28 protein-coding genes, 1 tRNA gene and 1 pseudogene are annotated in these 23,517 nt (G+C 66.4%); 17 read left to right on the plus strand and 13 right to left on the minus strand.

Features of this window, described 5'->3' with window-relative positions; all coding sequences use genetic code 11:
* Window positions 1-7: 7 nt before the first annotated feature.
* The 4 genes from O4N75_RS04250 to trxC form a co-directional block, all read right to left on the minus strand.
* Entirely contained in the window at window positions 8-796 is a 789-nt protein-coding gene (locus O4N75_RS04250; protein WP_269628125.1) for a sulfite exporter TauE/SafE family protein, read from the minus strand.
* Between the two features lie 4 nt (window positions 797-800).
* Window positions 801-1,721 (minus strand): MBL fold metallo-hydrolase, encoded by a 921-nt coding sequence (locus O4N75_RS04255; protein ID WP_269628126.1) that lies wholly within the window; start codon window positions 1,719-1,721, stop codon window positions 801-803.
* 68 nt (window positions 1,722-1,789) lie between these two features.
* Window positions 1,790-2,440, minus strand: a complete 651-nt coding sequence (locus tag O4N75_RS04260) for a peroxiredoxin (RefSeq protein WP_269628127.1) — start codon at window positions 2,438-2,440, stop codon at window positions 1,790-1,792.
* Window positions 2,441-2,641: 201 nt separating this feature from the next.
* Window positions 2,642-3,085 (minus strand): thioredoxin TrxC, encoded by a 444-nt coding sequence (gene trxC / locus O4N75_RS04265; RefSeq protein ID WP_269628128.1) that lies wholly within the window; start codon window positions 3,083-3,085, stop codon window positions 2,642-2,644.
* 92 nt (window positions 3,086-3,177) lie between these two features.
* Between trxC and O4N75_RS04270 the strand changes: the two genes are divergently transcribed.
* Both O4N75_RS04270 and O4N75_RS04275 read left to right on the plus strand, forming a co-directional pair.
* Complete coding sequence (locus O4N75_RS04270) at window positions 3,178-3,849, plus strand: peroxiredoxin (RefSeq protein WP_269628129.1); 672 nt, start codon at window positions 3,178-3,180, stop codon at window positions 3,847-3,849.
* Window positions 3,846-4,220: a metalloregulator ArsR/SmtB family transcription factor gene (locus tag O4N75_RS04275; protein WP_269628131.1), complete on the plus strand. Its 375-nt coding sequence runs from the start codon at window positions 3,846-3,848 to the stop codon at window positions 4,218-4,220. Before O4N75_RS04270 ends, O4N75_RS04275 begins: the two co-directional genes overlap by 4 nt.
* A 13-nt stretch (window positions 4,221-4,233) precedes the next feature.
* Here the strand turns inward: O4N75_RS04275 and O4N75_RS04280 are convergent, their stop codons facing one another.
* The 4 genes from O4N75_RS04280 to O4N75_RS04295 are packed head-to-tail and all read right to left on the minus strand — an operon-like array spanning window position 4,234 to window position 9,177.
* Window positions 4,234-4,566 (minus strand): metalloregulator ArsR/SmtB family transcription factor, encoded by a 333-nt coding sequence (locus O4N75_RS04280; RefSeq protein ID WP_269628132.1) that lies wholly within the window; start codon window positions 4,564-4,566, stop codon window positions 4,234-4,236.
* The gene (locus O4N75_RS04285) at window positions 4,563-7,775 is read right to left on the minus strand and encodes an efflux RND transporter permease subunit (protein WP_269628133.1); all 3,213 of its coding nucleotides are present in this window, start codon (window positions 7,773-7,775) and stop codon (window positions 4,563-4,565) included. Before O4N75_RS04285 ends, O4N75_RS04280 begins: the two co-directional genes overlap by 4 nt.
* Complete coding sequence (locus O4N75_RS04290; protein WP_269628134.1) at window positions 7,772-8,809, minus strand: efflux RND transporter periplasmic adaptor subunit; 1,038 nt, start codon at window positions 8,807-8,809, stop codon at window positions 7,772-7,774. Before O4N75_RS04290 ends, O4N75_RS04285 begins: the two co-directional genes overlap by 4 nt.
* Window positions 8,810-8,838: 29 nt before the next feature.
* The gene (locus O4N75_RS04295; protein WP_269628135.1) at window positions 8,839-9,177 is read right to left on the minus strand and encodes a rhodanese-like domain-containing protein; all 339 of its coding nucleotides are present in this window, start codon (window positions 9,175-9,177) and stop codon (window positions 8,839-8,841) included.
* Between the two features lie 85 nt (window positions 9,178-9,262).
* Here O4N75_RS04295 and O4N75_RS04300 point away from each other — a divergent pair, with 85 nt between their 5' ends.
* The 8 genes and pseudogenes from O4N75_RS04300 (at window position 9,263) to O4N75_RS04335 (ending at window position 16,088) form a co-directional block, all read left to right on the plus strand.
* A complete protein-coding gene (locus O4N75_RS04300) occupies window positions 9,263-10,540 on the plus strand; it encodes an FAD/NAD(P)-binding oxidoreductase (RefSeq protein WP_269628136.1) in 1,278 nt (425 codons plus the stop codon).
* A 31-nt stretch (window positions 10,541-10,571) separates the two neighbouring features.
* On the plus strand, window positions 10,572-10,775 hold the full coding sequence (locus O4N75_RS04305; RefSeq protein ID WP_269628137.1) for a DUF2892 domain-containing protein: 204 nt from the start codon (window positions 10,572-10,574) through the stop codon (window positions 10,773-10,775).
* Window positions 10,772-12,025: a TolC family outer membrane protein gene (locus tag O4N75_RS04310; RefSeq protein WP_269628138.1), complete on the plus strand. Its 1,254-nt coding sequence runs from the start codon at window positions 10,772-10,774 to the stop codon at window positions 12,023-12,025. The genes O4N75_RS04305 and O4N75_RS04310 overlap by 4 nt, the downstream gene beginning before the upstream one ends.
* Window positions 12,026-12,322: 297 nt before the next feature.
* Window positions 12,323-13,010: pseudogene (locus tag O4N75_RS04315) on the plus strand (DDE-type integrase/transposase/recombinase); the annotation flags it as partial.
* Between the two features lie 127 nt (window positions 13,011-13,137).
* Window positions 13,138-13,434, plus strand: coding sequence for a hypothetical protein (locus O4N75_RS04320; RefSeq protein ID WP_269628139.1), 297 nt, complete (start codon window positions 13,138-13,140; stop codon window positions 13,432-13,434).
* A 298-nt stretch (window positions 13,435-13,732) separates the two neighbouring features.
* Window positions 13,733-14,221 carry a hypothetical protein gene (locus tag O4N75_RS04325; protein WP_269628140.1) on the plus strand — a complete coding sequence of 163 codons (489 nt, stop codon included), beginning with the start codon at window positions 13,733-13,735 and terminating at the stop codon, window positions 14,219-14,221.
* Window positions 14,218-15,573, plus strand: a complete 1,356-nt coding sequence (locus O4N75_RS04330; protein WP_269628141.1) for a site-specific DNA-methyltransferase — start codon at window positions 14,218-14,220, stop codon at window positions 15,571-15,573. Before O4N75_RS04325 ends, O4N75_RS04330 begins: the two co-directional genes overlap by 4 nt.
* Window positions 15,570-16,088: a hypothetical protein gene (locus O4N75_RS04335; protein WP_269628142.1), complete on the plus strand. Its 519-nt coding sequence runs from the start codon at window positions 15,570-15,572 to the stop codon at window positions 16,086-16,088. Before O4N75_RS04330 ends, O4N75_RS04335 begins: the two co-directional genes overlap by 4 nt.
* A gap of 6 nt (window positions 16,089-16,094) precedes the next feature.
* On the opposite strand, the gene O4N75_RS04340 is transcribed toward O4N75_RS04335, so the two are convergent.
* The gene (locus O4N75_RS04340) at window positions 16,095-16,973 is read right to left on the minus strand and encodes a hypothetical protein (protein ID WP_269628143.1); all 879 of its coding nucleotides are present in this window, start codon (window positions 16,971-16,973) and stop codon (window positions 16,095-16,097) included.
* Between the two features lie 154 nt (window positions 16,974-17,127).
* Between O4N75_RS04340 and O4N75_RS04345 the strand changes: the two genes are divergently transcribed.
* The 4 genes from O4N75_RS04345 (at window position 17,128) to O4N75_RS04360 (ending at window position 19,934) form a co-directional block, all read left to right on the plus strand.
* Window positions 17,128-17,331, plus strand: coding sequence for a helix-turn-helix transcriptional regulator (locus O4N75_RS04345; protein ID WP_269628144.1), 204 nt, complete (start codon window positions 17,128-17,130; stop codon window positions 17,329-17,331).
* A 169-nt stretch (window positions 17,332-17,500) separates the two neighbouring features.
* A complete protein-coding gene (locus O4N75_RS04350) occupies window positions 17,501-17,965 on the plus strand; it encodes a DUF3489 domain-containing protein (protein ID WP_269628145.1) in 465 nt (154 codons plus the stop codon).
* Window positions 17,962-18,369, plus strand: a complete 408-nt coding sequence (locus O4N75_RS04355) for a DUF2924 domain-containing protein (protein WP_269628146.1) — start codon at window positions 17,962-17,964, stop codon at window positions 18,367-18,369. Before O4N75_RS04350 ends, O4N75_RS04355 begins: the two co-directional genes overlap by 4 nt.
* Window positions 18,366-19,934 (plus strand): recombinase family protein, encoded by a 1,569-nt coding sequence (locus O4N75_RS04360; RefSeq protein ID WP_269628147.1) that lies wholly within the window; start codon window positions 18,366-18,368, stop codon window positions 19,932-19,934. The genes O4N75_RS04355 and O4N75_RS04360 overlap by 4 nt, the downstream gene beginning before the upstream one ends.
* A gap of 374 nt (window positions 19,935-20,308) precedes the next feature.
* Here the strand turns inward: O4N75_RS04360 and O4N75_RS04365 are convergent.
* Window positions 20,309-20,398: transfer RNA gene (locus tag O4N75_RS04365), tRNA-Ser, on the minus strand.
* 302 nt (window positions 20,399-20,700) lie between these two features.
* Here O4N75_RS04365 and msrA point away from each other — a divergent pair.
* Both msrA and O4N75_RS04375 read left to right on the plus strand, forming a co-directional pair.
* Window positions 20,701-21,354, plus strand: a complete 654-nt coding sequence (gene msrA, locus O4N75_RS04370) for a peptide-methionine (S)-S-oxide reductase MsrA (protein ID WP_269629435.1) — start codon at window positions 20,701-20,703, stop codon at window positions 21,352-21,354.
* A gap of 106 nt (window positions 21,355-21,460) precedes the next feature.
* Entirely contained in the window at window positions 21,461-21,799 is a 339-nt protein-coding gene (locus O4N75_RS04375) for an MmcQ/YjbR family DNA-binding protein (RefSeq protein ID WP_269628148.1), read from the plus strand.
* Here O4N75_RS04375 and O4N75_RS04380 read toward each other — a convergent pair.
* Together O4N75_RS04380 and O4N75_RS04385 are read right to left on the minus strand one after the other, a co-directional pair.
* Window positions 21,796-22,509, minus strand: a complete 714-nt coding sequence (locus O4N75_RS04380) for a DUF599 family protein (RefSeq protein WP_348649527.1) — start codon at window positions 22,507-22,509, stop codon at window positions 21,796-21,798. The genes O4N75_RS04375 and O4N75_RS04380 overlap by 4 nt on opposite strands.
* A gap of 57 nt (window positions 22,510-22,566) precedes the next feature.
* On the minus strand, window positions 22,567-22,947 hold the full coding sequence (locus tag O4N75_RS04385; RefSeq protein WP_267233403.1) for a DUF983 domain-containing protein: 381 nt from the start codon (window positions 22,945-22,947) through the stop codon (window positions 22,567-22,569).
* Window positions 22,948-23,103: 156 nt separating this feature from the next.
* Between O4N75_RS04385 and O4N75_RS04390 the strand changes: the two genes are divergently transcribed.
* A complete protein-coding gene (locus tag O4N75_RS04390) occupies window positions 23,104-23,265 on the plus strand; it encodes a hypothetical protein (protein ID WP_269628149.1) in 162 nt (53 codons plus the stop codon).
* Between the two features lie 18 nt (window positions 23,266-23,283).
* Here the strand turns inward: O4N75_RS04390 and O4N75_RS04395 are convergent, their stop codons facing one another.
* Window positions 23,284-23,421 carry an entericidin EcnA/B family protein gene (locus O4N75_RS04395; RefSeq protein WP_267233405.1) on the minus strand — a complete coding sequence of 46 codons (138 nt, stop codon included), beginning with the start codon at window positions 23,419-23,421 and terminating at the stop codon, window positions 23,284-23,286.
* Window positions 23,422-23,517 lie beyond the last annotated feature (96 nt).

Raw genomic sequence — 23,517 nt, forward strand, 5'->3', positions numbered from 1 at the left:
GGAGACGTCAGCTCCAGATCGCCGCTGCGCTGCGCCACAGCATGTAGGCGGCGACCGCGAAGATCAGGAGGGCGAAGATGGTGTTGAGCGCGCCCTTGTGGGCGGACAGCCGCTTCGAGAGCGCTGCGCCGACCAGGCCCCCGACCACCCCGCCCCCGATGAATACGGCCGCGAGCAGCCAATCGACCAGACCTGAAACCGCATAGTTGAGCGCGGCCGTGAGCCCGAAGGCGGCGACGGCGACCAGAGACGAGCCGATGGCGTTGCGCATCGGCATCCCGGTCGAGGCCATGAGGCCGGGCACGATCAGGAAGCCGCCGCCAATGCCGAAGAAGCCTGAGAACAGCCCGGTCGCGGCGCCATAGCCGAGCACCTTCGGCGCGTTCTCCCGGCGGCACTGGGCGTCGGGGTCGCCCGGATCGCCGCGCGTCTTCAGCATCAGCGCGCCGACGGCGATCATCAGCAGCGCGAAGAGGAACAGCAGCTTCTGGCCGTCGAACGCCTTGCCGAGCATCGATCCGGCATAGGCGCCCGCGACGCCGGCGGCGGCGAACATGCCTGCGCAACGCCATTTGACGGCGCCTTGGCGGGCATGTGGCATCAGATTGGCCCCGGCGTTGACGGCGACCGCAAGCGCGCTTGTGCCGATCGCGACGTGCGGCGAGGCGACGCCCACGAGATACACCATGAGGGGAACGGCGAGGATCGACCCGCCGCCGCCGACCAGGCCCAGCGTAAAGCCGACGAGCGAACCCGATCCCGCGCCGAGCAGATATTGGACGGGCTCCAGCGTCATGGCGTCAGAGCCTGTTGACCGGCAGCTTCAGGTAGCTCGCGCCGTTGTCTTCCGGCTCCGGCAGGCGGCCGCCGCGCATGTTGACCTGAATGGACGGCAGGATCAGCCGTGGCATGCCGAGCGTCGCATCGCGCGCCTGGCGCATGGCGACGAACTGGTCCTCGCTCACCCCGGCGTGGACATGGACATTATGCTCGCGCTCCTCGCCGACCGTCGTCTCCCAGGCGTAGGTGTCGCGGCCCGGGGCCTTGTAGTCGTGGCAGAGATGAAGGCTGGTCTGGTCCGGCAGCGACAGCAGGCGCCGGATGGAGCGGTAGAGCGTACGTGCGTCGCCGCCGGGGAAATCGGCGCGGGCGGTCCCGTAGTCGGGCATGAACAGCGTGTCGCCGATGAACGCGGCGGCGCCGATCACATAGGTCATGTCGGCCGGGGTGTGGCCGGGGACGTGCAGCGCGATCGCCTCGATCGAGCCGACCCTGAAGCGGTCGCCGTCATCGAACAGGCGGTCGAACTGCGACCCGTCGCGGGCGAAACGCGTGCCTTCGTTGAAGATCTTTCCGAAGACCTGCTGGACGGTGAGGATGTGACGGCCGATGGCGAGCCTGCCGCCCAGCTTTTCCTGGAGATAGGGCGCGGCGGAGAGGTGGTCGGCGTGGGCGTGGGTTTCGAGCAGCCATTCGACCTCCAGGCCCTCGTTCTCGACATAGGCGATCACCTTGTCGGCGGACGCATAGGAGGTGCGCCCCGACGCCGGGTCGAAGTCGAGCACGCTGTCGATGATCGCGGCCTTGCCGGTGGCCGGATCGGAGATGACGTGGGTGACGGTGAAGGTGTCCTCGTCGAAGAAGCTGCGGATGACCGCGGGCCGCGCCTTGCTCGCGGCCGCGATGATCCGGGCGGCTTCACCGATGTGCGGGTCGGTCATGGTCCTGTCCTTTCCTGACGAGCGGGCGCCGGCTTCGCGCGACGGGCCCGCGAAGCCGGCCGACCGGCTCAGAGCGTCTTCTTGCTGAAGTACCAGTCGGTGTAGTCGTAGCCCTCGTTGGCGCGGGCCTTGGCGGCCTCGGCGGTGGCGGGCGGCGGCACGATCACCGGCTCGCCGGGCCGCCAGTTCTCCGGCGTCGCCACCTTGTTCGCATCGGACGTCTGGAGCGCGGTGAGCAGGCGGATGAATTCTTCGACCGAGCGGCCGTTCGACATCGGGTAGTAGACCATCGCCCGGACGATCCCGTCCGGATCGATCAGGAAGGTCGCCCGCACGGCCGAGGTGTCGGACGCGCCGGGGTGGATCATCCCGAACGCCTTGGCGACGTTCATCGACAGGTCGTCGATGATGGGGAACGGGATCTCGACCCCGAACTTCTCCTCGATGCTGCGCATCCAGGCGATGTGCGAATGCACGGAGTCGATGGAGAGGCCCAGCAGCTCGCAATTGAGCGCCTGGAAGCGGTCGGCCGCTTTCGCGAAGCCCATGAACTCGGTCGTGCAGACCGGAGTGAAGTCCGCGGGGTGGGAGAAGAGGACCAGCCACTTGCCCCGGTAGTCGTCGAGCGAGCGCTCGCCGTGGGTGGTCCTCGCCTTGAAGGCCGGCGCCGGCTCGTTGATGCGCGGCATCGAGGGGCGGATGTCGGTTTGGTCTGTCACCGTGATCTCCTGCGGCTATGGTGCATAGCTATGAGATACATATTTCATTTAATCATGTGAATATAATTTAATTGATGCTCAGGATCGGATTTTTCAATGGGCCTGGAAACCCTTGTGCATATTGCGCGGGCGGCGATCGGCGGAGGCGTCTCTGGACGCTCCGCTGCGTTCAATTTCTGAAACTAAGCGATGGGGCGTCGCTCAGGCGGCCGATAGGACCTGCCTTACCCATGCCATGAGATGCGTGCGGTCCATGGCGCCGGCGACTCGGGCGATCTCGTTCCCGTTCCTGAAGGCTATGAGGGTGGGGATGGAGCGTATGGCCAATCGCCCGGCCAGGCGCGGCTCTGCTTCGGTGTCGACCTTCAGAAGGCGGACGTGCGGCTCCAGCTCCGCGGCCGCGCTCTTGAACGCGGGAGCCATGGCGCGGCACGGCCCGCACCAGTTCGCCCAGAAATCCACAATGACGGGCAGGCTGCCGCGATTGATGTGGCGATTGAACGCGGCCTCGTCGACCTCGATGGGCTGGCCCTGGAACAGCGGGGCTTTGCACCGGCCGCATTTCGGTGCGGCGTCGAGCTTGGCCTCGGGGATGCGGTTGATGCTCGCGCAGGCCGGGCACGTCACCAGTACGGGGTCGGGCATGAGGGCGTCCTCCAGGGCGAATTCGGCTGATCGTTTACCCGTATGATGTAACCGTGTAAAAGATGGATTCAATCCGTTACGGGAGCGGGATTTTGAACCCCAGTGCAGACGACGACGCGCTATCGCGGCCGAGGACGGTCCAGATCGGCGACGTCGCCCCCAATTTCCAGGCGCGCACCACGATGGGCGAGATGAGCCTGTCGGACTATCGCGGCCGCTGGGTGCTGCTGTTTTCGCATCCTGCGGATTTCACGCCGGTCTGCACGAGCGAGTTCGTCGCCCTGTCGCGGGCGAGCGACCGGTTCAAGGCGCTCAATTGTGAACTGGTCGCGATCTCGGTCGACAGCCTCTACGCCCACCTGGGCTGGATACGGGCGATCCATGAGCACTTCGGCGTGACCGTCAGTTTCCCGATCGTCGAAGACCCGTCGATGGTCATCGGCCGAGCCTACGGAATGCTGGCCGAGGACGCGCCGGACGCCGCGACGCTGCGCGCGACCTTCTTCATCGATCCGGACGGCGTCGTGCGCGCCAAGCTCTGCTATCCGGCCACCATCGGGAGGTCGGTGGACGAACTTCTGCGCGTGGTCGCCGCTCTGCAACGGGTCGACAGCGACAACGTGGTGACGCCCGAGGGCTGGCGGCCGGGCGACGATGTGCTCCTCCCACCCCATCAGGATCAGGCGTCCGCGCTGGATGCGTCCGGCGAGGCGTGCTGGTTCCATCGCACCCGGCCCGACAGGCAGGCAAAGGCAGGCAAGTGACGACCTTCACGGACAAGGAACTCGATGCGATCACCGACGTCCTGAAGGCGCTGGCCCACGACGTCCGGCTGAAGCTCATGCGGACGCTGCTCGAGAACGGGGAAAAGTCGGTCGGGGAGTTGGAAACCCTCACCGGTATCGGCCAGCCGGGGCTGTCGCAGCAGCTCGCCATTCTTCGCAAGGCCGAGCTGGTGCAGACGAGGCGCGATGCGAAGCTCGTATTCTACAGCCTTTCCTCGGACGCGTTGCGGGACACGGCGAGGCTGATTTGCGCATTGGGGGGCCTTTCCCCGAAGAGCAAGCCGATGACCACGAAAAGGGCTCAGTCGCGCGCGCGGGGTTCGGCGGCCGCCTTCGCCAAGATCCTGTAGCCGGCGCGGCGCGTCATTCCTCCTCGATCGGCGGCCTCGGCCGGCCGAACTGGTCGCACAGCATATCGATCAGCTGGCGGACGCCGTCGTCGGCGAGGCGATAGTAGATCGTCGTTCCCTCGCGGCGCGTGCGCACCAGGCCGCCGGCGCGCAGCTTGCCCAGGTGCTGCGAGACGCTGGACTGCGACTGCTCGCAAAGTTCCACCAGCTTGCCGACCGACAACTCTCCCTGGGTGAGGCGGCAGAGCAGCAGCAGTCGCTGCTCGTTGGCGAGCAGCTTCAGGATGTTCGCGGCTTCGGCCGCATGTTCCGCCAACTGCGCCAACGGCGTGTCGAGGGGCATCATCGGGTCGCGGGCCTCCCATCATCCCGAAGCAACACATAGATGGCCGGGATGACCAGAACAGTAAGCAGGGTCGAGGAGGCAAGCCCGAACAGGAGCGAGATCGCCAGGCCCTGGAATATGGGGTCGGTGAGGATCACGGCCGCGCCGATCATGGCGGCGAGCGCGGTCAGGAGGATCGGCTTGAACCGGATCGTACCAGCCTCGATGAGAACGTCCCGCAGCGGCTTGTCGGCCGTGGCCGCGTGCCGGATGAAGTCCACCAGCAGGATCGAGTTGCGCACGATGATCCCGGCCAAGGCGATGAAGCCGATCATCGACGTCGCCGTGAACGGCGCCCGGAACAGCATGTGGCCGATGACGATGCCGACCAGGGTCAGCGGCACCGGGGTCAGGATGACCAGCGGCAGGCGGAAGCTGCGGAACTGCGCGACGACCAGGACATAGATCCCCAGCAGGGCGACCATGAAGGCCGCGCCCATGTCGCGGAACGTGACCCAGGTGATTTCCCATTCCCCGTCCCAAAGCATGGATGACACGCTTTCGTCCGTCGGCTGCCCGTTGAGCCGGATGACGGGCTTTGAAAGGCCCTTGCCGGCCCAATCGTACTCGTTCACGGCGCGATCGACCGCCAGCATGCCGTAGATCGGCGCTTCATAGGCGCCGGCGAGTTCGGCCGTCACCATGTCGGCGTAACGGCCGTCGCGCCGGAAGATGGCGAGGCCGCCGGTCTCGGTCCTGGCTTCGACCACGGCGCCCAGGTCGATGAGCTGACCGCTCGACGTCCGTGCGATGGGCGTGCTCGAAAGGGTCTGCGTCCAGCTCCGGTCCTTTTGCTCTAGCGCGACGGTGATCGGGAGCGGCGAGCGCCCGTTCCCACGGGCGGCGTAGCCCACGGTCTGGCTGCCCATCAGCATGGCGAGGCTGTCGGCGACCTCACGCTCGGAGAGGCCGTAATAGTCGATGCGGTCCCGCTGCAGGTCGAGGCGCAGCTTGGGCCGGGGCGCGCCGAAGCTGTTGTCCACGTCGACGATGAAGGGGACGGACTTGAAGATCTTTTCCAGTTCGGCGGCGGTCCTCTGGCGGGTGGCTTCATCTGGACCATAGACTTCGGCCAGCAGCGTCGCGAGCACCGGCGGCCCCGGCGGCGTCTCGACGACCTTGACCGAGGCCCCGACCGGCAGTTTCAGAGCCTTCAACTGCTGGCGCAGATCGAGCGCGATCTCGTGGCTGGAGCGGCTGCGGTCGCTCTTGGGGAGGAGCGTCACCATCACGTCGCCCTGTTCGGGCTGCGAGCGCAGGAAATAGTGACGAACCAGGCCGTTGAAGTTGAACGGCGCCGATGTGCCGACATAGGCCTCCATCGACGTCGCTTCGGGCAGGCCGCGCGCGACGCCGGCGACGTCCTCCAGCACACGGCTCGTGCTTTCGAGAGCCGCGCCTTCGGGCATGTCCACCACCACCTGGACCTCCGACTTGTTGTCGAACGGCAGCAGCTTCACCGTCACGGCCTTGAAGTAGAACATCGAGCAGGCGAGGAGCGTCGCCACCCCGACCCCGATCAGGAAGTTGCGGGCCGACTTGCGGGTGTCGATCACGCGATGGGCGATGCGGGCGTAGAGCCGGCCCAGCCGGCCGCCGCTCTCGTCATGTCCATGGCCGTGGCCGTGGGCGAGGGTCTTCCGCGCGAAGCGGACCATCAGCCACGGCGCAATGACCACGGCGACGAAGAAGGAGAAGATCATCGCCGCCGAGGCGTTGACCGGGATCGGGGCCATGTAGGGGCCCATCAGCCCCGAGACGAACAGCATCGGCAGCAGGGCGGCGACCACGGTCAGGGTCGCCACCACGGTCGGGTTGCCGACCTCGGCCACGGCCTCGACCGCCGCCTGGGTGCGGCTGCGCCCGTCGTTCATCGCCCAGTGGCGGGCGATGTTCTCGATCATGACGATCGCATCGTCCACGAGGATGCCGATGGAGAAGATGAGCGCGAACAGGCTGACCCGGTTGATCGTGTAGCCCATCAGGTTCGAGGCGAACATGGTGAGCAGGATCGTGGTCGGGATCACCACGGCGGTGACGCCGGCCTCGCGCCAGCCGATGGCGAAGCCGATCAGGACCACGATCGAGACAGTGGCGAGCCCCAGGTGGAACAGGAGTTCGTTGGCCTTCTCGTTCGCCGTCTCGCCATAGTTGCGGGTGACGGCGACGGTGACGTCGTCGGGGATCAGCTTGCCGTGGAGGCTTTCGACGCGTTCGAGGATGGCCTCGGACACCACGACCGCATTGGCGCCGGCGCGCTTGGCGAACGCTATGCTGACGGCGGGTGCGGAGTCCCACTTGCCGTTTTCCGCCTTGGTCCAGCGCCAGGCTCGCGCCTGGTCCTCGCGAGGCCCCTGGGTGACCGTCGCGACGTCGCGCAGATAGACGGGCGCGCCGGCGCCGCTGCGCACGGTCAGAAGCCCGACCTCCTGCGCCGACGACAAGGTCCGGCCCGCGGCGACGCCGACCGCCTTGCCGTCCTCGCGGATATGGCCGAGCGGAAAGCTGCGGTTGGCCTGGCTCGCCGCCTCGATCACATTGCCCAACGGCACGCCGTATTGGCGCAGCTTTGCCGGATCGGGCGCGATGCGGATCTCCTCCGGGCGGCCGCCGACGAGGAAGGTGAGGCCCACATCGTCGACCTTGGCGATCTCGGTGCGCAGCTTCGAGGCCAGTTCGTAGAGGCTGGCGTCGTTCCATTGGCCTGCGGCGCCCGGCTTGGGGGTTAGGGTCAGGACGACGGCGGGCACGTCGTTGATGCCCCGCACCGTCACCTTGGGGTCGGGGATCCCGACCGGCTTCCTGTCCCAGTTGGCGCGCAGCTTCTCCTCGATGCGGATGGCCGCATCCTCGGGGTTCGACCCGACGAGGAAGCGGGCCGTGACCATCACGCCGTCGTCCTGGGCCTGGGTGTAGACGTGCTCCACCCCGTCGACGCTCTTGACGATCGTCTCCAGAGGGATGCCGACCAGCTCGGTCGCGTCGGCGGCGGAGAAGCCAGGGGCCATCACCTGGATGTCCACCATCGGCACGCTGATCTGCGGTTCTTCCTCCCGAGGGATGGAGATCAGCGCCAGCAAGCCGACCGCTATCGCGGCGAGCAGGAACAGCGGCGTCAGGGGCGATGCGATGGTGGCTTTGGTGAGGCGACCGGAGATGCCGAGGTTCATTGGCCGGCCGTCCCTGCAGGCCTTGCGGGCGCCCACAGGGCGTCGCCGGGCGACACGCCGCTCAGGATCTCGACCATGCCAGGATCGTCGGTGGGCGCGATCTGCACCGGAACCATGCTCAGACGCTTGCCGTCGGCCACCACCTGGACCTGATCTATGCCGTAGCGCGTGGTGACGAAGGTCTTGGGCGCCACCAGCGCCTTGCGCGTCCCGATCTCGACGGAAGCGCTCACGCGGCGGCCGACGAACTGGGCGGTGAGGTCGGGCAGAGTCGCATCGACGCGCACCTGACCGCCGGTGATCCCGGGATAGACCTGTGTCACGCTGCCCTGAGACGAGCTCGAAGGCATGTTCGCTTCGTTGACGATCACGCGCGCGCCGGGCCGCACCTGTCCGGCGACCGATTCCGGCAGCATCAGGCGCAGGATCGGCGGGCCTGCGGTGACGGTGGCGATCGACATGCCCGGCGCGACGACCGAGCCTGCCGGAATGTCCGCCCGAAGCACGCGCCCGGTCGCCGGCGCCAGGACCGCGCCTTGCTCGGCCACGCTGGCGCTGGCGCCCTGCTGGGCGCGCGCGGCGGCGACCTGGGCATTGGCCGCATGCGCGGCGGCCACGGCCTGGTCGAGCCGCGCCTTGGCGTAGACGCCGTTGTCGTAAAGGTCCCGGATGCGTGCGAGGTCGGCGTCGGCGCGTGCGACCTCGGCCTGGGCGGCGGCGACCTGGGCGCCATAGGCGCGCGTCTCGAAGCCTAGGCGGGAATCAACGATCAGGCCGATCTTCTGGCCCTTTCGCACCTCGTCGCCCGCGCGCACCGAGAGGGATGCCAGCACGCCAGGAATGCGGGCCAGCGCCTCGGCCTGGTCGCGCGTGGCGATCTCCGCGCCGACCACCTTCAGGTCGGCGATCTCCTTTGGCGCCAGACGCAGGATGTCGCCCGCCGGCAGGGGCGGCGCCGGCGGCTCGCGCTCCGGTTCACCCCCGCAGGCCGATAGCGCCAGCAGGGCGCCCGCCAACCAGACCCACTTGGCCATGCCGTTCACCGCCCGCCTGTCCGCGCCGCTTAACCGCTGATCACCGGAAGCCCGGCGTCCCGCCATGCGCCGATCCCGCCGGCGAGGTGGGTGTCGATGGCGCTCTGGGCCCGGGCGCATTGGTCGAGCGCCTGCCCCGACCGCTTTCCGCCCGCGCATTGCAGAACCACGGTCTTCCCCTGCGGATCGGGAAGGTCGGCCGGCGAAAAGCGCGACAGCGGCATATTCACGGCCCCGGCGATGTGGCCGTTCGCGAACTCATCCGGCTCGCGCACGTCGATCAGAAGCGCTGCGCCGCCCTCCAGCATGGACTGCAGTTCGCGCGCGCCGATCTCGCGGTGGCCGCCGGTTTTCTTCGATCCGAACATGGGAGCCTCTTAAGTTTGTAGATTGCTTATAATATGTAATCGTCATATATAGTCAACGCGACCGCAAGGCGGAAGGGAGCGCAACATGGGCAAGCCGTTGATCGTCGTGCTGGGGGCCGGTCTCGGCGGCGCGACCGCGTCCTTTGAGATCAAGGCCGCCGTCAAGGATCGCGCCGATGTGATGGTTGTGTCGGACTCGGATACCTATAGCTTTGTGCCGTCCAACCCTTGGGTGGCGGTTCGCTGGCGCGAGCCCGAAGCCATCCAGGTCCGCCTCCCCCCGGTGTTCGCGAAGAAGAAGATCGGCTTCACCTCGGTGGGCGCAAAGCGTCTCCACGCCGGCGAGAAGCGGCTGGAGCTCAATGACGGCGCCTCTATCAGTTACGATTATCTTGTAATCGCGACGGGCCCGGACCTCGCCTTCGACGAGATCGAAGGGCTCGGGCCGCAAGGACACACCGTCTCAGTCTGCCAGACCTCTCACGCCGCCGCCGCGGCCGACGCCTTCGACGCCTTCGTGGAGCAGCCGGGCCCGATCGTCGTCGGCGCGGTGCAGGGCGCGTCCTGCTACGGGCCGGCCTACGAGTTCGCCCTGATCCTCGACACCGAACTGCGCAAGCGCAAGATCCGCTACCGCGTGCCGATGACCTTCGTCACCGCCGAGCCCTATATCGGCCATCTGGGCCTTGATGGGGTCGGGGACACCAAGGGCCTGCTCGAAAGCGAACTGCGCGACCGTCACATCAAATGGATCACCAATGCGCGCGTCGCCAAGGTCGAGGCCGGCTTGATGCACGTCGAGGAGGTGGGCGAGGACGGCGCCGTGAAGAAGACGCACGATCTGCCGTTCGGCTATTCGATGATGCTTCCGGCCTTTCGGGGCGTGCCCGCAGTCCGGAACATCGAGGGGCTGACCAATCCCCGCGGCTTCATCATTGTCGACAAGCATCAGCGCAATCCGGCCTTCCCGGAGATCTTCGCCCTGGGCGTCTGCGTCGCCATCGCGCCGACCGGACCCACGCCGGTTCCGGTCGGGGTGCCGAAGACGGGCTTCATGATCGAATCCATGTCGACGGCGATCGCCGCCAATCTCGTCGCCGTCCTCGAGGAGAGGGAGCCGACCGCTGAAGCGACCTGGAACGCGGTCTGCCTGGCCGACTTCGGGGACGGGGGCGTCGCCTTCGTGGCCCAGCCCCAGATTCCGCCGCGCAACGTCAATTGGGCGTCCAGCGGCAAGTGGGTCCATCTGGCGAAGGTCGGCTTCGAAAAATACTTCCTGCGCAAGGTCCGCAAGGGCGAGAGCGAGCCCTTCTACGAGAAGCTGGCGCTCCACGTCATGGGTATCCGCAAGCTGCGCTTCTGATCTTCAAATCCTTGAATGAAGGAATGAAACGATGACTCTCGACCGCGCCGTCATGGTGTTCGCCGGCTGTGTCGTGCTGCTGGGCGTCGTCCTGTCGCTCACCGTGCATCCGTGGTGGATCGCCCTGACCGTCTTCGCCGGCCTGAACATGATCCAGGCCAGCTTCACCGGCTTCTGCCCGGCCGCGATGGTGTTCAAGTCGCTGGGGGTTCGCCCGGGCGCGGCCTTCAAATGAGGCTCAAGCGGTCGCTGATCGCCTGCCTCCTCGTGGGCGTCGCCGCGCCCGCCCATGCGACCACCCTGGAAGACGCGATCGCGGCCGCCCTGCGGCACGCCCCGGAAATCCAGGCGGCGCAAGCCGACGCCGATGCCGCCGATGCCCGGATCGGAGAGGCGAGGGGGCAAGGCCTGCCCAGCGTCGCTCTGACCGGAACGGTCGGGGCCGGGCGGCTCGATCCGCTGGGCTATTTCGGGCTTCAGGCGGCGAACGTCTCCCCCCGCGCCGCCCAGCTTACGATCGAGCAGCCCCTCTTCGCGGGCGGCAGGATCAGCTCTGCAATCGCCCAAGCCCGGGCGGGGAGCGCGGCGGCCCGCGCCGGCGAAGGCTCGACCCGCAGCCAGGTCGTCATCGCGACGGTGCAAGCCTATGGCGATGTGCTGACCGCGCACCGCACGATGTCGCTCTACGAGCAGATGGTCGCTCAGATGCAGGAGATCCAGCGTCAGGCCCAGCTCCGCTTCAGGGCCGGGGACAGCCCAAGCACCGATATCGCCCAGGCCGAGGCGCGGCTGGCGGAAGCCCAGGCCGGTCTCGAACGCGCCCGCGGGGGCGCCGTCTCAGCCGAGGCGAGATTCATGAACCTGACGGGCCTGGGGCCGCGGGATCTGCAACCCCTGCCGCCAAGCCCGCCTGGGCCGGCGACCATCGAAGAGGCGTTGGACATTGCGCGGGCGAAGAACCCTGGCCTGGCCCAGGCCGAAGCTGCGCTGGCCGCCGCGCGCGCGGCGGCTCGAAGCGCACGCGCCGAGCGCCTGCCGATGGTCGGCGCCTTCGCCGAGGGCTCCACGGTGCGCGACCAGTTCTTCCCCGACTATCGCGCAGACGGCGTGACCGTCGGCGTGCGCGGGCGCTGGCAGGTGTTCGCAGGCGGACGCATTTCCGCAAGGATCGCGGAATCCGACAGCGCGGTGAGGGCGGCCGATGCGCGCCTGCGCGCGGCCCGCGCCGCTCTCGACGAGCAGACGATCGGCGCCTTTCAGGGCGTTCGCTCGGCCGCCATGGTCGAAGCGGCCGCCACCCGCCAGGCCCTTGCCGCCGCCCAGGCGCGCGACGGTGTCCGCCATGAAGTTCGCGTCGGCATGAAGCCGCAACTCGACCTGCTCGACGCCGAGCGTGAAGCGACCGCCGCCGCGGTGAACGAGGCCAAGGCTCGAAGCGATCGCATCGTCGCGGCCTATCGGCTGCTCGCCCTGCTCGGGACCTGAGAGCCGGCCCACGCCCGGCGGATGCGGGCTGCGACCTCAGCCTGCGCAATCCCTCTCGCCAACACGAAACGGTGGCGCAGCCACCTGAAGGAGACACGCCTATGTCCGTGGACATGATCAAGGAAATCAACTGTCCGTCGTCAGAAGTTTTGGGACAGTGGGGCTTTGGATTTAGCGGAGGATTGGGCTCGTCTGGGGTTGATATCTAGGCGTGTCCGGCGTCAGCGCCGATGAGACAGATTGAGGGTGCCGCATTTAGGAGGGTTTTGGTCTCGTCGTAGTGACGAAGGAACGAAGATGAGACCAAAACCCTTGGCCGCGAAGACGACGCCCGGTGAGCGGGTGGCGAAGGATATCCGGCGGGCGACGCGCCGACATTTCTCGGCGGAAGACAAAATCCGGATCGTGTTGGACGGGCTGCGTGGGGAAGACAGCATCGCGGAGCTGTGCCGCAAGGAGGGGATCGCCCAGAGCCTGTACTACGTGTGGTCGAAGGAGTTTCTGGAGGCGGGCAAGCGCCGCCTGGCGGGCGACACCGCCCGGGCTGCGACCACGGACGAGGTGAAGGATCTGCGTCGGGAAGCCACCGCCCTGAAGGAGGTCGTCGCCGAGCAGGCGCTGGAGATCCGCCTGCTCAAAGATGGCCCTGGAGCATTCGGAGCTGAGCCCTCGGGAACTGGCCGCGCGGTTCACCGACAGCCAGGGCTACTTCGTCTCGGAGGCCAGTGTTTACAGGCTCCTGAAGGCCCATGACCTGATCACCAGCCCGGCCTTCATCGTCATGAAAGCGGCCAAGGCGTTCAGCGACAAGACCACGGCGCCCAACCAGATGTGGCAGACCGACTTCACCTACTTCAAGATCATCGGGTGGGGCTGGGTCTATCTGTCGACGGTCCTGGACGACTTCTCGCGCTACGTCGTGGCCTGGAAGCTGTGCACGACCATGAAGGCCGGCGACGTCACCGACACCCTGGAGCTGGCGCTCAAGGCCTGACACCCGAAGCGGTGCGGCTGAACCCCGCGGCCGGTCGGCTGCGCAACCTCGAAGGCTACGCCGCCCGGCCGCTACCGCCGGCGCTGCAGATCAACTATCAATCCCCTGGGCTCTCACAATGATCGAGGGACCGGCGGGGGGCAGGTCAAGGGGCAAGCCCTTCATCGTTGTGGCCGCCGTGTTCTTGGCAGCCATGTTGGCTGCGCAGCTTGCTTTGACGGCCGCATTTGAGGGTGGGCTTTCGTTTGCTCAGGTTTATGCCGGGGCGCGGTTTTCCGCGTTGCTTTATGTCGTCAGCTGCGCAGGTTTCTACTCGTTCAAATTGCTGAGGCGTGTGTGGCCGGAAAAGCCGCTTTCTACCCCCGATGAGATCGAGAAGGCCGCTTTCGAGCAGTTCGTCGGACCTAAGGATTAGGGCTGCTGACGTCCGCTATCTGGCGCTGAGTCGATGTCTCCCATTGGCGCGAAGTAGTCGCCATAGACGATGCAGGCTCGGGCAGTGCGTCGGCGACCTGGGCCACATGCGCTTCACGCGAGCCATCACGATGTTGCCTGCGGAAGCTGCGGCGTCCCGGGGCTCATTCGGTGCAGTCCTGCTACCCAACCAACTTCTGCGACTGCGGCGCGGCCGCCTTAGCGGTCGTTGTAACGTTTAAGGCCGCGGATCGTTTTGCTATGATAACGTCATTGGCGAACTATGCGCAGGAATCAACGTGAGCAATTTTGACCATCTGATCGCGGGCCGCACGAGTATCTCGGCCAAGATCCGGGCGCTGCATGAAGCTGGTGTTGCAGGCAAGGAAATAGCGAACTTCCTCGGCGTGAAAGAGAACCACGTCTACTCGACGATCTCTCGCGATCGCGCGCGCAAGAAAAATGCTAACGTTAGCGATTGCAACGATGTCAATGTTGCTGATAAGACTCGCGCCGCCGGTGACCGGCCGGCGTTGGATGACGAAGAGGTTGTCATGGTTGCGAGCGTGAACGAGCAGGGCGAACTGGTGCTGTCGCCCCAGGTGACGCAGGCGTTGGGTCTGGCGAACAAGGAGCAGGTGGTGGTCTTCGTACGGCCGGGCGATCTGCGCCTGATGAGCCGCGCCAAGGCGGTGGAGCGCCTGCAGGAGAGCGTGCGCCGCGCGGCGCCCGCAGAAGCGGCGCTTGCGAGCGCGCTGCTGAAGGTGGATGCGGACACGCGCAAGTGAGCCGCCTCCGCGTTGTAGACCGGCCGCAGGTGGACTTGCGGCCCGTCGCGGAGCTCAAGCCGGCCAGGCGAGTGCTCCGTACTCATTCCGAGCAGCAGATCGCCCAGATCATGGGATCGATCCGCCAGTTCGGCTTCACGCAACCAATCCTGCTTGGCGACGACAATCGCATCGTCGCAGGTCACGGACGGGTCGAGGCGGCAAAGCGATTGGGCATGGAGACTCTGCCGACGATCGCACTGTCCCATCTCGGGCCGGAAGAACTCCGTGCGTATGCCATTGCCGACAACAAGCTCGCGCTCAATTCCGGCTGGGATGAGGAACTCCTGAAGCTCGAAGTCGTCGAGCTTGCCGAGCTTCCGCTTGAGTTCGAACTCGACGTGACAGGCTTTTCAACCGTCGATCTGGATGTCTTGTTGGACACCGCGGAGGGGAAGGCGGCCGATCCCGACGACAATGACGAGCCTCCGCGTCGATGGCCGACCACAGCCCGAGGTGATCTCTGGAGCCTTGGGACGCACCGCCTGCTGTGCGGCGACTCTCAGGAACCGGGTTCGTTCGCCCGCCTCATGGGTGCGGATCGGGCGCGAATGGTGTTTTCCGATCCGCCGTACAATGTGCGTATCGATGGTCACGTCGGCGGCCTGGGCCGCGTCAAGCATCGCGAGTTCGCGATGGCGGCCGGCGAGATGAGTTCGAACGAGTTCTGCGCGTTCCTGCGGACCGTGTTCGAGAATGCTGCCGAAGTCAGCATCGACGGCGCTCTGCACTTCCAATGCATGGACTGGCGCCACATCGACGAGATGATGACGGCGGGACGCGCGGTCTACGACGAGCTGAAGAACGTCTGCATTTGGGCCAAGGACAACGGCGGCATGGGCTCGCTATACCGTTCAAGGCACGAGTTGGTGTTCCTGTGGAAGGTCGGCTCTGCTCCCCACCTCAACAACGTGGAGCTGGGCAAGAACGGTCGCTATCGCACCAATGTCTGGAACTATCGCGGCGCGACCAAGATCGGACCTGATGCCGAGCTTGCCCTGCACCCGACGGTGAAGCCCGTCGCGATGATCGCCGACGCGATCAAGGACGTTTCGGAAAGGGGCGACATCGTCCTCGATCCATTCGGTGGCAGCGGATCGACATTGATCGCGGCCGAACGCACCAAGCGGGCGGCCAGGTTGATCGAGTATGACGCCGGCTATTGCGACGTCATCGTTGATCGCTGGCAGCGGAAGACCCGGAAGTCGGCGGTCCTCGTCGAGACGGGCGAAGCCTTCGCCGAGGTCAAGGCGCGTCGGGACGAGGAGATAGAGCGGGCCGCTGACCGCGCGCTTGCGGAGGAAGCGGCGTGAACGACCCGATCAAGCGCGATGTGGGCGGGCGGTTCGTCAAGGGCCAATGCCCCAACAGGAATGGTCGCCGGGGCGCCAAGCCACAGTCCAGCGGCATGCATCGGTTTCCGTTCGACAACAGAGAGGCGGCGATGCGGATCGCCGAGCGGAAGGTGAAGATCAAGGTCGCCGGGAAGGAGGAGGAAATGACACTGTACGAAGCCAACCTCCTTCAACTCGGGATGTCCGGCGCCGGCGGCAAGCAGATCTCTGCCGGGAGGTTCATCCGCGAGGTGCAGGCGGCGGCGATCGAGAACGACCGCCACATAGAGATGCAGACGATCTTCTACGAAGGCTGGATGGAATCTCAGAAGGAGATCGAACGGCTCAAGGAGCTGCTGCGGGAAAGCGGCAGCGTTCCGCCGGAAAATGGCGGTGTCTGGACCGCGCCTCTCCCGAGGTGGAAGCGGTTGGCTACCGAGCAGGCGCAACGCGATAGTGATCCTGACGAGAAAGCGACGCTGGATCGTGAGTGATGGTCCTCAGGTCCCGTTCGCCAAGCGAGACCGCAACCGATCCACCAGCAGATTCAGAAGCCGGGTTCGGCCCGGCGGGAGCTCCGTTCCACCAAACCTTTCGCGGCGGTGCTCCATGAAGAGGGCGACCCAGAGTTCCAGGGCGTCGCCTTCCCAATCATCCGTTTGCATCGCCCGCTGCAACGTCTGGTCAGCATATGGGGCAGCGCCGGCCAAGGTCTGACTTTTCGTCAGACCGGCGTCAAACGCCAACTCGTAGCCGTCGATAAGGTGAGCGAGGCCGGCTGCGGCTTCGAAGGTGAGGTCTTGAGGAATCGCCGCGAAGCAGCCCATGCGAACCGCATCCAGCCAGCCTTGATCCAGGGGGGTGCTCTGTCGCGGGCGGGAGGCGAGGTGCGCGCGGAGGCGGCGGTCATTGGCAGATCCGAAGAGCGCTTCGGCGATCTCGTCGATCAAGTCGAGCCGTGAGAACCGGCCCCTAGGTATGCGTCGCAGGCCGGGCCGCACAGCTTTCTCGCCCTGCGCGTTCGCCTTGCTGTGCCGGACAGGTCGGTCGCCGAGCTCAGGGAGCGGTTGGCCGGGCCGCCCACCCAGCCAGTAGTAGGGTCCGATCTCGTATGTCGTCGGATCGACGAACATCCACAGAACGCACCCGCCGGGCTTCGTAGCCAGCATCGTAGAGACATCGACGTGCGCCCGCCGTCCGCCAATATGTGAGATCTTCAGCTGGACGTGGCGGACCACCGACGCGACTTCGAGGACGACATCGTAGCCGTAGCTGTCGTGTTCCGCCTTCAGGATTTCTGGCCCGCTACCAGTCTCCATCAGCAAATAGCGGGAGAGCTCACCAAGGAACAAGTGCTCGACCGCTTTTTCGCGATGCACGGAGGCCTCCGAAGGCCAGCTGCCGCTTCTGCTTTCAGTCATGAATACTACTCGTCTCGTTAGCGGGCATCAGCCATCGAACTTGTGTCGGATCAAGCTTGAATGAGATGAGTAGGCTGTAGATGAGGAGGCAGCGCCAACGCTGTCTCCAGTTATGGAGATCGAGCGTCGGCTTGCCGAACGGGTGAGAACTTACCGCAAGGCCAAGGGCTGGTCGCAGGAAGAGCTTGCCGATCAGGCCGGTCTTCACCGGACCTTCATCTCCCAGGTGGAGCGCGCTGCTAAGCGTACGACGATCCGTTCTGTCGAAAGGATCGCGAAGGCTCTTGGCGTCAGCTTCGGCCAACTGCTCGATTAGCCGCTCAACTTCGATGTCTCTGACTGGACTTCGCCGCCGACCAGAGCGCAATTGGTTGCGCGGAAGCGACGCCCGGAAGGCGCGCGCCGCAGCCCCGGCGATAGGTCGCGACGGGGCTCTGCCCGGTGGGACCGGCACGATGGCGTGCCGGCGAACACCGGAGCACCTGATGTCCAACCTAAAGCCTGCTCAGATTGAAGTCCTGAAATCCGCCGTTGGCGGCGATCTCGTAGCCGACAGGGTCGATGCGCGCATCGCCCATGCGCTTATCAAGCGTGGCTATCTCATCGCAGTGCCACGCGATGGCGAGGCGAGTCTGCTGACGATCACCCGCGAAGGCCGCGAAGCGGCCGGTGTGCGTGCGCCGAAGGCGACGCCTGTCCGCAAGATCGAGCCGGCCGAGTCCGCGCCGGTGGTCGAAATCGCAAGCGGCTTGAAGACCGCCACCCTGCGCGCCCTGCTGGAGCGACCTGAAGGCGCGACGGTCGCGCAAATGTCTGAAACGACGGGGTGGCTGCCGCACTCGGTGCGTGGCTTCATGGCTGGAACGCTGAAGAAGAAGCTCGGCCTGCAGCTAGTATCGGAGAAGACTGCGTCGGGCCGCGTCTACCGCCTTGTCGGCGCGACCGCGTGAGCCGACACGCGAAGGCGATGGAGGAAGTCCGGGCGCTGAACGCGCTCGGGCTTCAGTCGCTGCGGGAAATCTGGCGCGCGCGGTACGGCGCGCCGCCGCCGCTTCGCTCGCCCGACCTGCTTCGGCGTATTCTGGCCTGGCGGGTTCAGGCCGAGGTGTTTGGGGGCCTCGACGCCGAGACACAACGCGCGCTGAAGTCGAACGCGCAGCCGAGGGGGCTCGCGGCCGGCACGCTGCTGGTCCGAGAGTGGCGCGGCGTGCGTCACGAGGTGGAGGTCGCCGACAGCGGCTACATCTACGATGGCGAGCGCTGGACGAGCCTTTCCGAGATCGCTCGGGCGATCACCGGCACGCGGTGGAACGGTCCGCGTTTCTTCGGCCTTCGATCGGACGACGGCAAATGAGCCGCAAGCGTTGCGCCATCTATACGCGCAAGAGCTCGGAGGAGGGGCTCGATCAATCCTTCAACAGCCTGGACGCGCAGCGCGAAGCTTGTGAAGCCTATGTCCGCTCCCAGCTCGGCGAAGGCTGGAGGGCGTTGCCGGCCAAGTACGATGATGGTGGTTTCTCGGGCGGCTCGATGGAGCGCCCGGCGCTCGACCGGCTCCTGGCCGATATCCGCGCCGGCAAGATCGACATCGTCGTGGTGTACAAGGTCGATCGCCTGACGCGTTCTCTCGCGGACTTCGCGAAGATTGTCGAGGTGATGGACAAAGCCGGCGCGTCCTTTGTCTCGGTGACGCAGGCGTTCAACACGACCACCAGCATGGGGCGTCTGACGCTGAACGTCTTGCTGTCCTTTGCTCAATTCGAGCGAGAGGTCACCGGCGAGCGCATCCGTGACAAGATCGCCGCCTCCAAGGCCAAGGGTATGTGGATGGGGGGCAATCTGCCCCTGGGCTATGACTGCGAGGATCGCAAACTGGTGCCGAACCAGCCCGAGGCCGACACCGTCCGGGCGATCTTCGAACTCTATCTCGAACTCGGCTCCGTGCCGGCGCTATGCGCGGAGTTGAACCGCCGGGGCGTTTCTTCCAAGCAGCGAATGGCCAAGGCGGGCCACATCGTAGGCGGCGGTCCATTCGCTCGTGGCGCGCTGTTTCACCTACTCCGCAACCGGGTGTACCTGGGTGAAATCGTCCATCGAGACAAAAGCTATCCAGGCCTTCACGAGCCCATCATCGCCCCGGAGCTGTTCCAGGCGGTGCAGACCGCGCTCGACGACAATGTGCGGCGACACAAGGCGAAGGCACAAGCGAGCCCGAGCCGGTTGGTCGGTCGGATCGTCGATGCCAGGGGGCGACCGATGAGCCCAAGCCACACCAGGAACCGGCACGGGGCGACCTTCCGCTACTACGCTGCGGTGGAAGCATCCCGCGGTGAAAAGCCCGCACGCATCTCGGCGCCGGTGATCGAGGACTTCGTGCTCGAAAGGCTTCGCCTTCTCGCGGGCGCATCAACGGCGTCCTGGGAGGACCTCGCAGCCCATCTGCTCAAGGTGGAGCTGATGCCCGCTGGTGTGGCCATCGAGGTAGGAACCTCTATCGGGCGGGACTGGCAGGATCGCCTGGGACCCCACGACATGCTGGAACCCGCGCCGGAAGGTACGCTTCGGCTGATCCCTGGACAGAGGCCGGAGGTTCGCGGTGGTCGGACCTGGCTGAAGGCGGCAGGCGAGCGCGCCCGGCCGGACCGGACGCTGATCCGGGCGCTACGGCGGTCGCATGAAATTCTGCGGGAAAATGGCCTCGTGCCCGTGGCCGGACGAGGCGCTCTGCCGATGGGGCGGGGCGTCGCCGATCCCTACCAGCGCAAACTTGTCGAGCTCGCCTTTCTCGCGCCGGACATCCAGCAAGCCATCATGCATGGACGACAGCCGCCAGGCCTGACCTTGCACCAGCTGCTTGACATCGATCTGCCCATCGAGTGGAGCGAGCAGCGACGGGTGCTGGATTTCGACAGGTCCTGATTCAACGGGTTGCAGGTCCTGTTACCTGCGCTTGCAGGACCTGTTCCGGCCGATAGCAGGGCCTGTTTTTCTCCTGTTCTTTTTCAGTGCGCATCGCTCAACGGCGCTAAAGAAAACCCGTTAGATCAGATGTTTGTGACTAGGCCGGCTGTGCCGCCGGCCTAGTCACGACCGATCGATTGCGGGGAAACAGGACAACAGGGTGAAACTGTGTATGGCGGGGCGCCGCGAGAGACCGGCGACGCACAGGGGCGCTATTGCGCCGCTTACAGCGGCGGTTGCGCCGGACCAGTTGGCTAGGAAGCGGGAAAAGCGCCGCATTATCCGCGGCTTGGGCGTCCAGCGTCGAAAGAGAGACGAATTTTCAGACTGAATGGCGGTGAGAGAGGGATTCGAACCCTCGATAGGCTTTCACCTATACACGCTTTCCAAGCGTGCGCGATCGACCACTCCGCCACCTCACCACAGGCCCTGAAGGGCGCGTGGCCCCTCGCGGAAGGCGCGCAATATACTCATGACGCCCTTTCGGGCAAGCGGCCTTCCACCGTGGCGCGAAGGGTTTTCGGATCGAACAGCGATTGGCCCTCGCGCCGGCTGAGCTGTCGCGTCAGCGGCGACAGGCGTTCGCGCCAGTCGACGAGGCTCAGCGGCGCCTCGGGGCGCTGGCTGCGAACCTCCTCGGCGATGGCGGCCCTCGGCGTCGCGCGTGCAATCGGCCGCCGGCGATCTTATGTTCTGGTCCAAGTTCACACTGATCGGGCCCGCCATGATCTTCGCCAAGAAAACCCTTGAGCTTCCCACGGCCGATACGGCCCTGCCGGGCCGCGCGAGCCCGCTGCCGACCGCCGAGATTTCCTTCATCAACGGCCGGCCGCTGAAGGGGCCCTATCCGGACGGGCTGGAGATCGCCGACTTCGCCATGGGCTGCTTCTGGGGCGTGGAGCGCAAGTTCTGGCAGCTCCCGGGCGTCTGGGTGACCGCCGTCGGCTATGTGAACGGGATCACCCCGAACCCGACCTACGAGGAGGTCTGCAGCGGCGGCACCGGCCACGCCGAGGCGGTTCGTGTCGTCTATGACCCGCGCGTGGTCACCTACGAGGATCTGCTCAAGGTGTTCTGGGAGAACCACGACCCGACCCAGGGCATGCGCCAGGGCGCCGACATCGGCACCCAGTACCGCTCGGGCATCTACGTCCATAACGACGCGCAAGCCGCCGCCGCGGCGGCCTCGCTGCAATCCTACCAGCAGGCGCTGTCGGACAAGGGCTACGGCGCGGTGACCACCGAGATCGCCGAAGCGCCGGAGTTCTACTTCGCCGAGGACTATCACCAGCAGTACCTGGCCAAGAACCCGAACGGCTACTGTGGGATCGGCGGCACCGGCGTCACCTGTCCGATCGGCGTCGGCGTCAGCGCGTGACGCGCGAGGAGTTCGACGCCGCCGCGCGTGGGCTTCCCGGGGCGACCTCGCACGCCCCGGTCGCCGCCAAGCTGACCCGCAAGGCTCGCGCCGAGATCGGTCCGGCATGACCCGGCAGGAGGTGGAGGCGATCGCCTTAGGCCTGCCAGCGGCGACCAGGGTCGTCCAGTGGGGCGGCGCCGACGTCTACAAGGTCGGCGGCAAGGTGTTTGCGATCTGCGGCCTAGCCGGCGGGCTGTCGTTCAAGGTCACCGAGATCGGCTTCATGGTGCTGACCGACGAGGGCGGCCCCGGCCGCCAGGCGCCGTACCTGGCCAAGGGGAGCTGGGTCATCGTCGACCTGGACGACGCCGAGGCGGGCGAAGTCGCCGGCTGGATCGCGACCTCGCACGACCTCATAGCCGCCAAGCTGACCCGCAAGGCGCGGTCTGACCTCGGCCTCTAGTCCTCGCGGTCTTCTAGCAGCCCGCGGATCTCGCTGACCGCCAGGGCCGAGGGCGAGTGGCGCTGGCGCATGAACAGCAGCGCGACCGCCGAGAGCGTCACCGCCAGGAAGGCGAACGGGCCGAACAGCCAGGCCGCCGCCGCCAGGGCGAAGTAGTAGCCGCGCACCCCGCGGTTGAACGACGACAGCGCCGGGTTCAGCAGCCGCGCGGCGGCCTCGCCATAGGTGCGCTGGAAGCCCTTGTCCTCGGTGGTCGGCGTCGCTCCGATCACCGCCAGGCAGTAGTTCATCTGGCGAATCGCCCAGATGAAGTCGAGCAACCCGCGGGCCAGGGCCAGCAGCACCAGAGCGATCTGCGCCTCGAACAGCATCCGCGAGGAGGTCTTCAGCACCATCAGGCTCGAGGCGCTGCGGAACGCGCCCTCGCCGCCGAACAGGACCCCGGCCGCCCCGGCGATCAGGATCAGGTTGGACGAGGCGAAGAACGAGGCCGAGTTCAGGGTGTGGCCCAGCAGCTGGCCGTCCATGAACTTGTTCTCGCGCCCGGCCATGGTCCGCATCCAGGCGGCGCGGACGACGGTCATGTCGCTGTTGATCAGCCCCTTGCCGCGGGCCAGCATCTTCAGCAGCGGCTCATAGGCCAGCCAGACGAGGGTGAAGACGGCGAGGGCGACGATGTCCGCGCTCGAAAGGGCGTCGATCAGTTTCACGAAGGTCGGTTCCGGTGTCAGGCGAGGCCGATGGTAGGGCGCCTCGCCCGGCGTCGGCTAGCGGTCGGCGACGTCCGCGGTGTGGACCGCACGGTCGCCCTGCTTGACGCCCAGCGCATACAGCAGGCCGATGAACCAGCCCTTGGTCACGTGCAGCAGCACCAGGGTGACGATCGCCAGCGGAATCAGCGTCGCCGGCAGCACGATGGCGGGCGAGGCCTCCCAGATCACCGGGAAGATCAGCAGCGGGGCCACGACCAGGTGGCCGACGATCAGGATGGTGAAGTAGGCCGGGCCGTCGTCGGCCGGGTACTTGGCCAGGTCCAGCCCGCAGTGCGAACAGGTCGGCTGCACCTTCAGATAGCGGCTGAACAGCTTGCCTTCACCGCAGGCGGGGCAGCGGCCCTTCAGGCCGCGGAGCATCGATTGCACGAACATGGACACGATACCTGGGTGACGTCGCGGCTCGATATGCGCTTTGACGGACGTCAATGAAAGGGGCCCCGCGGCCGCAGGAGCAGGAACATCGTCGCTTTCGCGGCTTTAAATCTGCTGGCGGACGGCCGATCTTCGGTCCAACGCGAGGGAGCGCCCATGACCGACCAGCCCCACACGCCTGTCGAGAAGGATCCCCACGGCCACGTCGGACCCGCCACCGCGGCCGAGGACATCTCGCGCAGCGCCGACCCGGCGGTGGTCCCGCCGGAGGACAAGGCCCGCATCGCCGAACAGGCGTCCCGCGAGGAGGACGCCTGAACGAAACCGGAGCTTGCCCTAGCGCTTCATGTCGTTGGCGGCGCCGGTCACGGCCGCGCCGGCGGCCTGGGCGTCGCGGCCGAGGCCCTCGATGGTGTTGCAGGCCGACGTCATCAGCGCGGCGGCGACGGCGGCCAGGACGATGATCTTGCGCATGGAATTCCCCCGAATGGCGTGGCCGCCTCTTGGCCGCGCTTCCAGGCGATTTTTAGGCCTGCGCCGGGCCTCTGATCAACGGGGCGCCGCGGCGCT

It is taken from the genome of Phenylobacterium sp. NIBR 498073 (genome assembly GCF_027286305.1).
Lineage (GTDB): Bacteria > Pseudomonadota > Alphaproteobacteria > Caulobacterales > Caulobacteraceae > Phenylobacterium.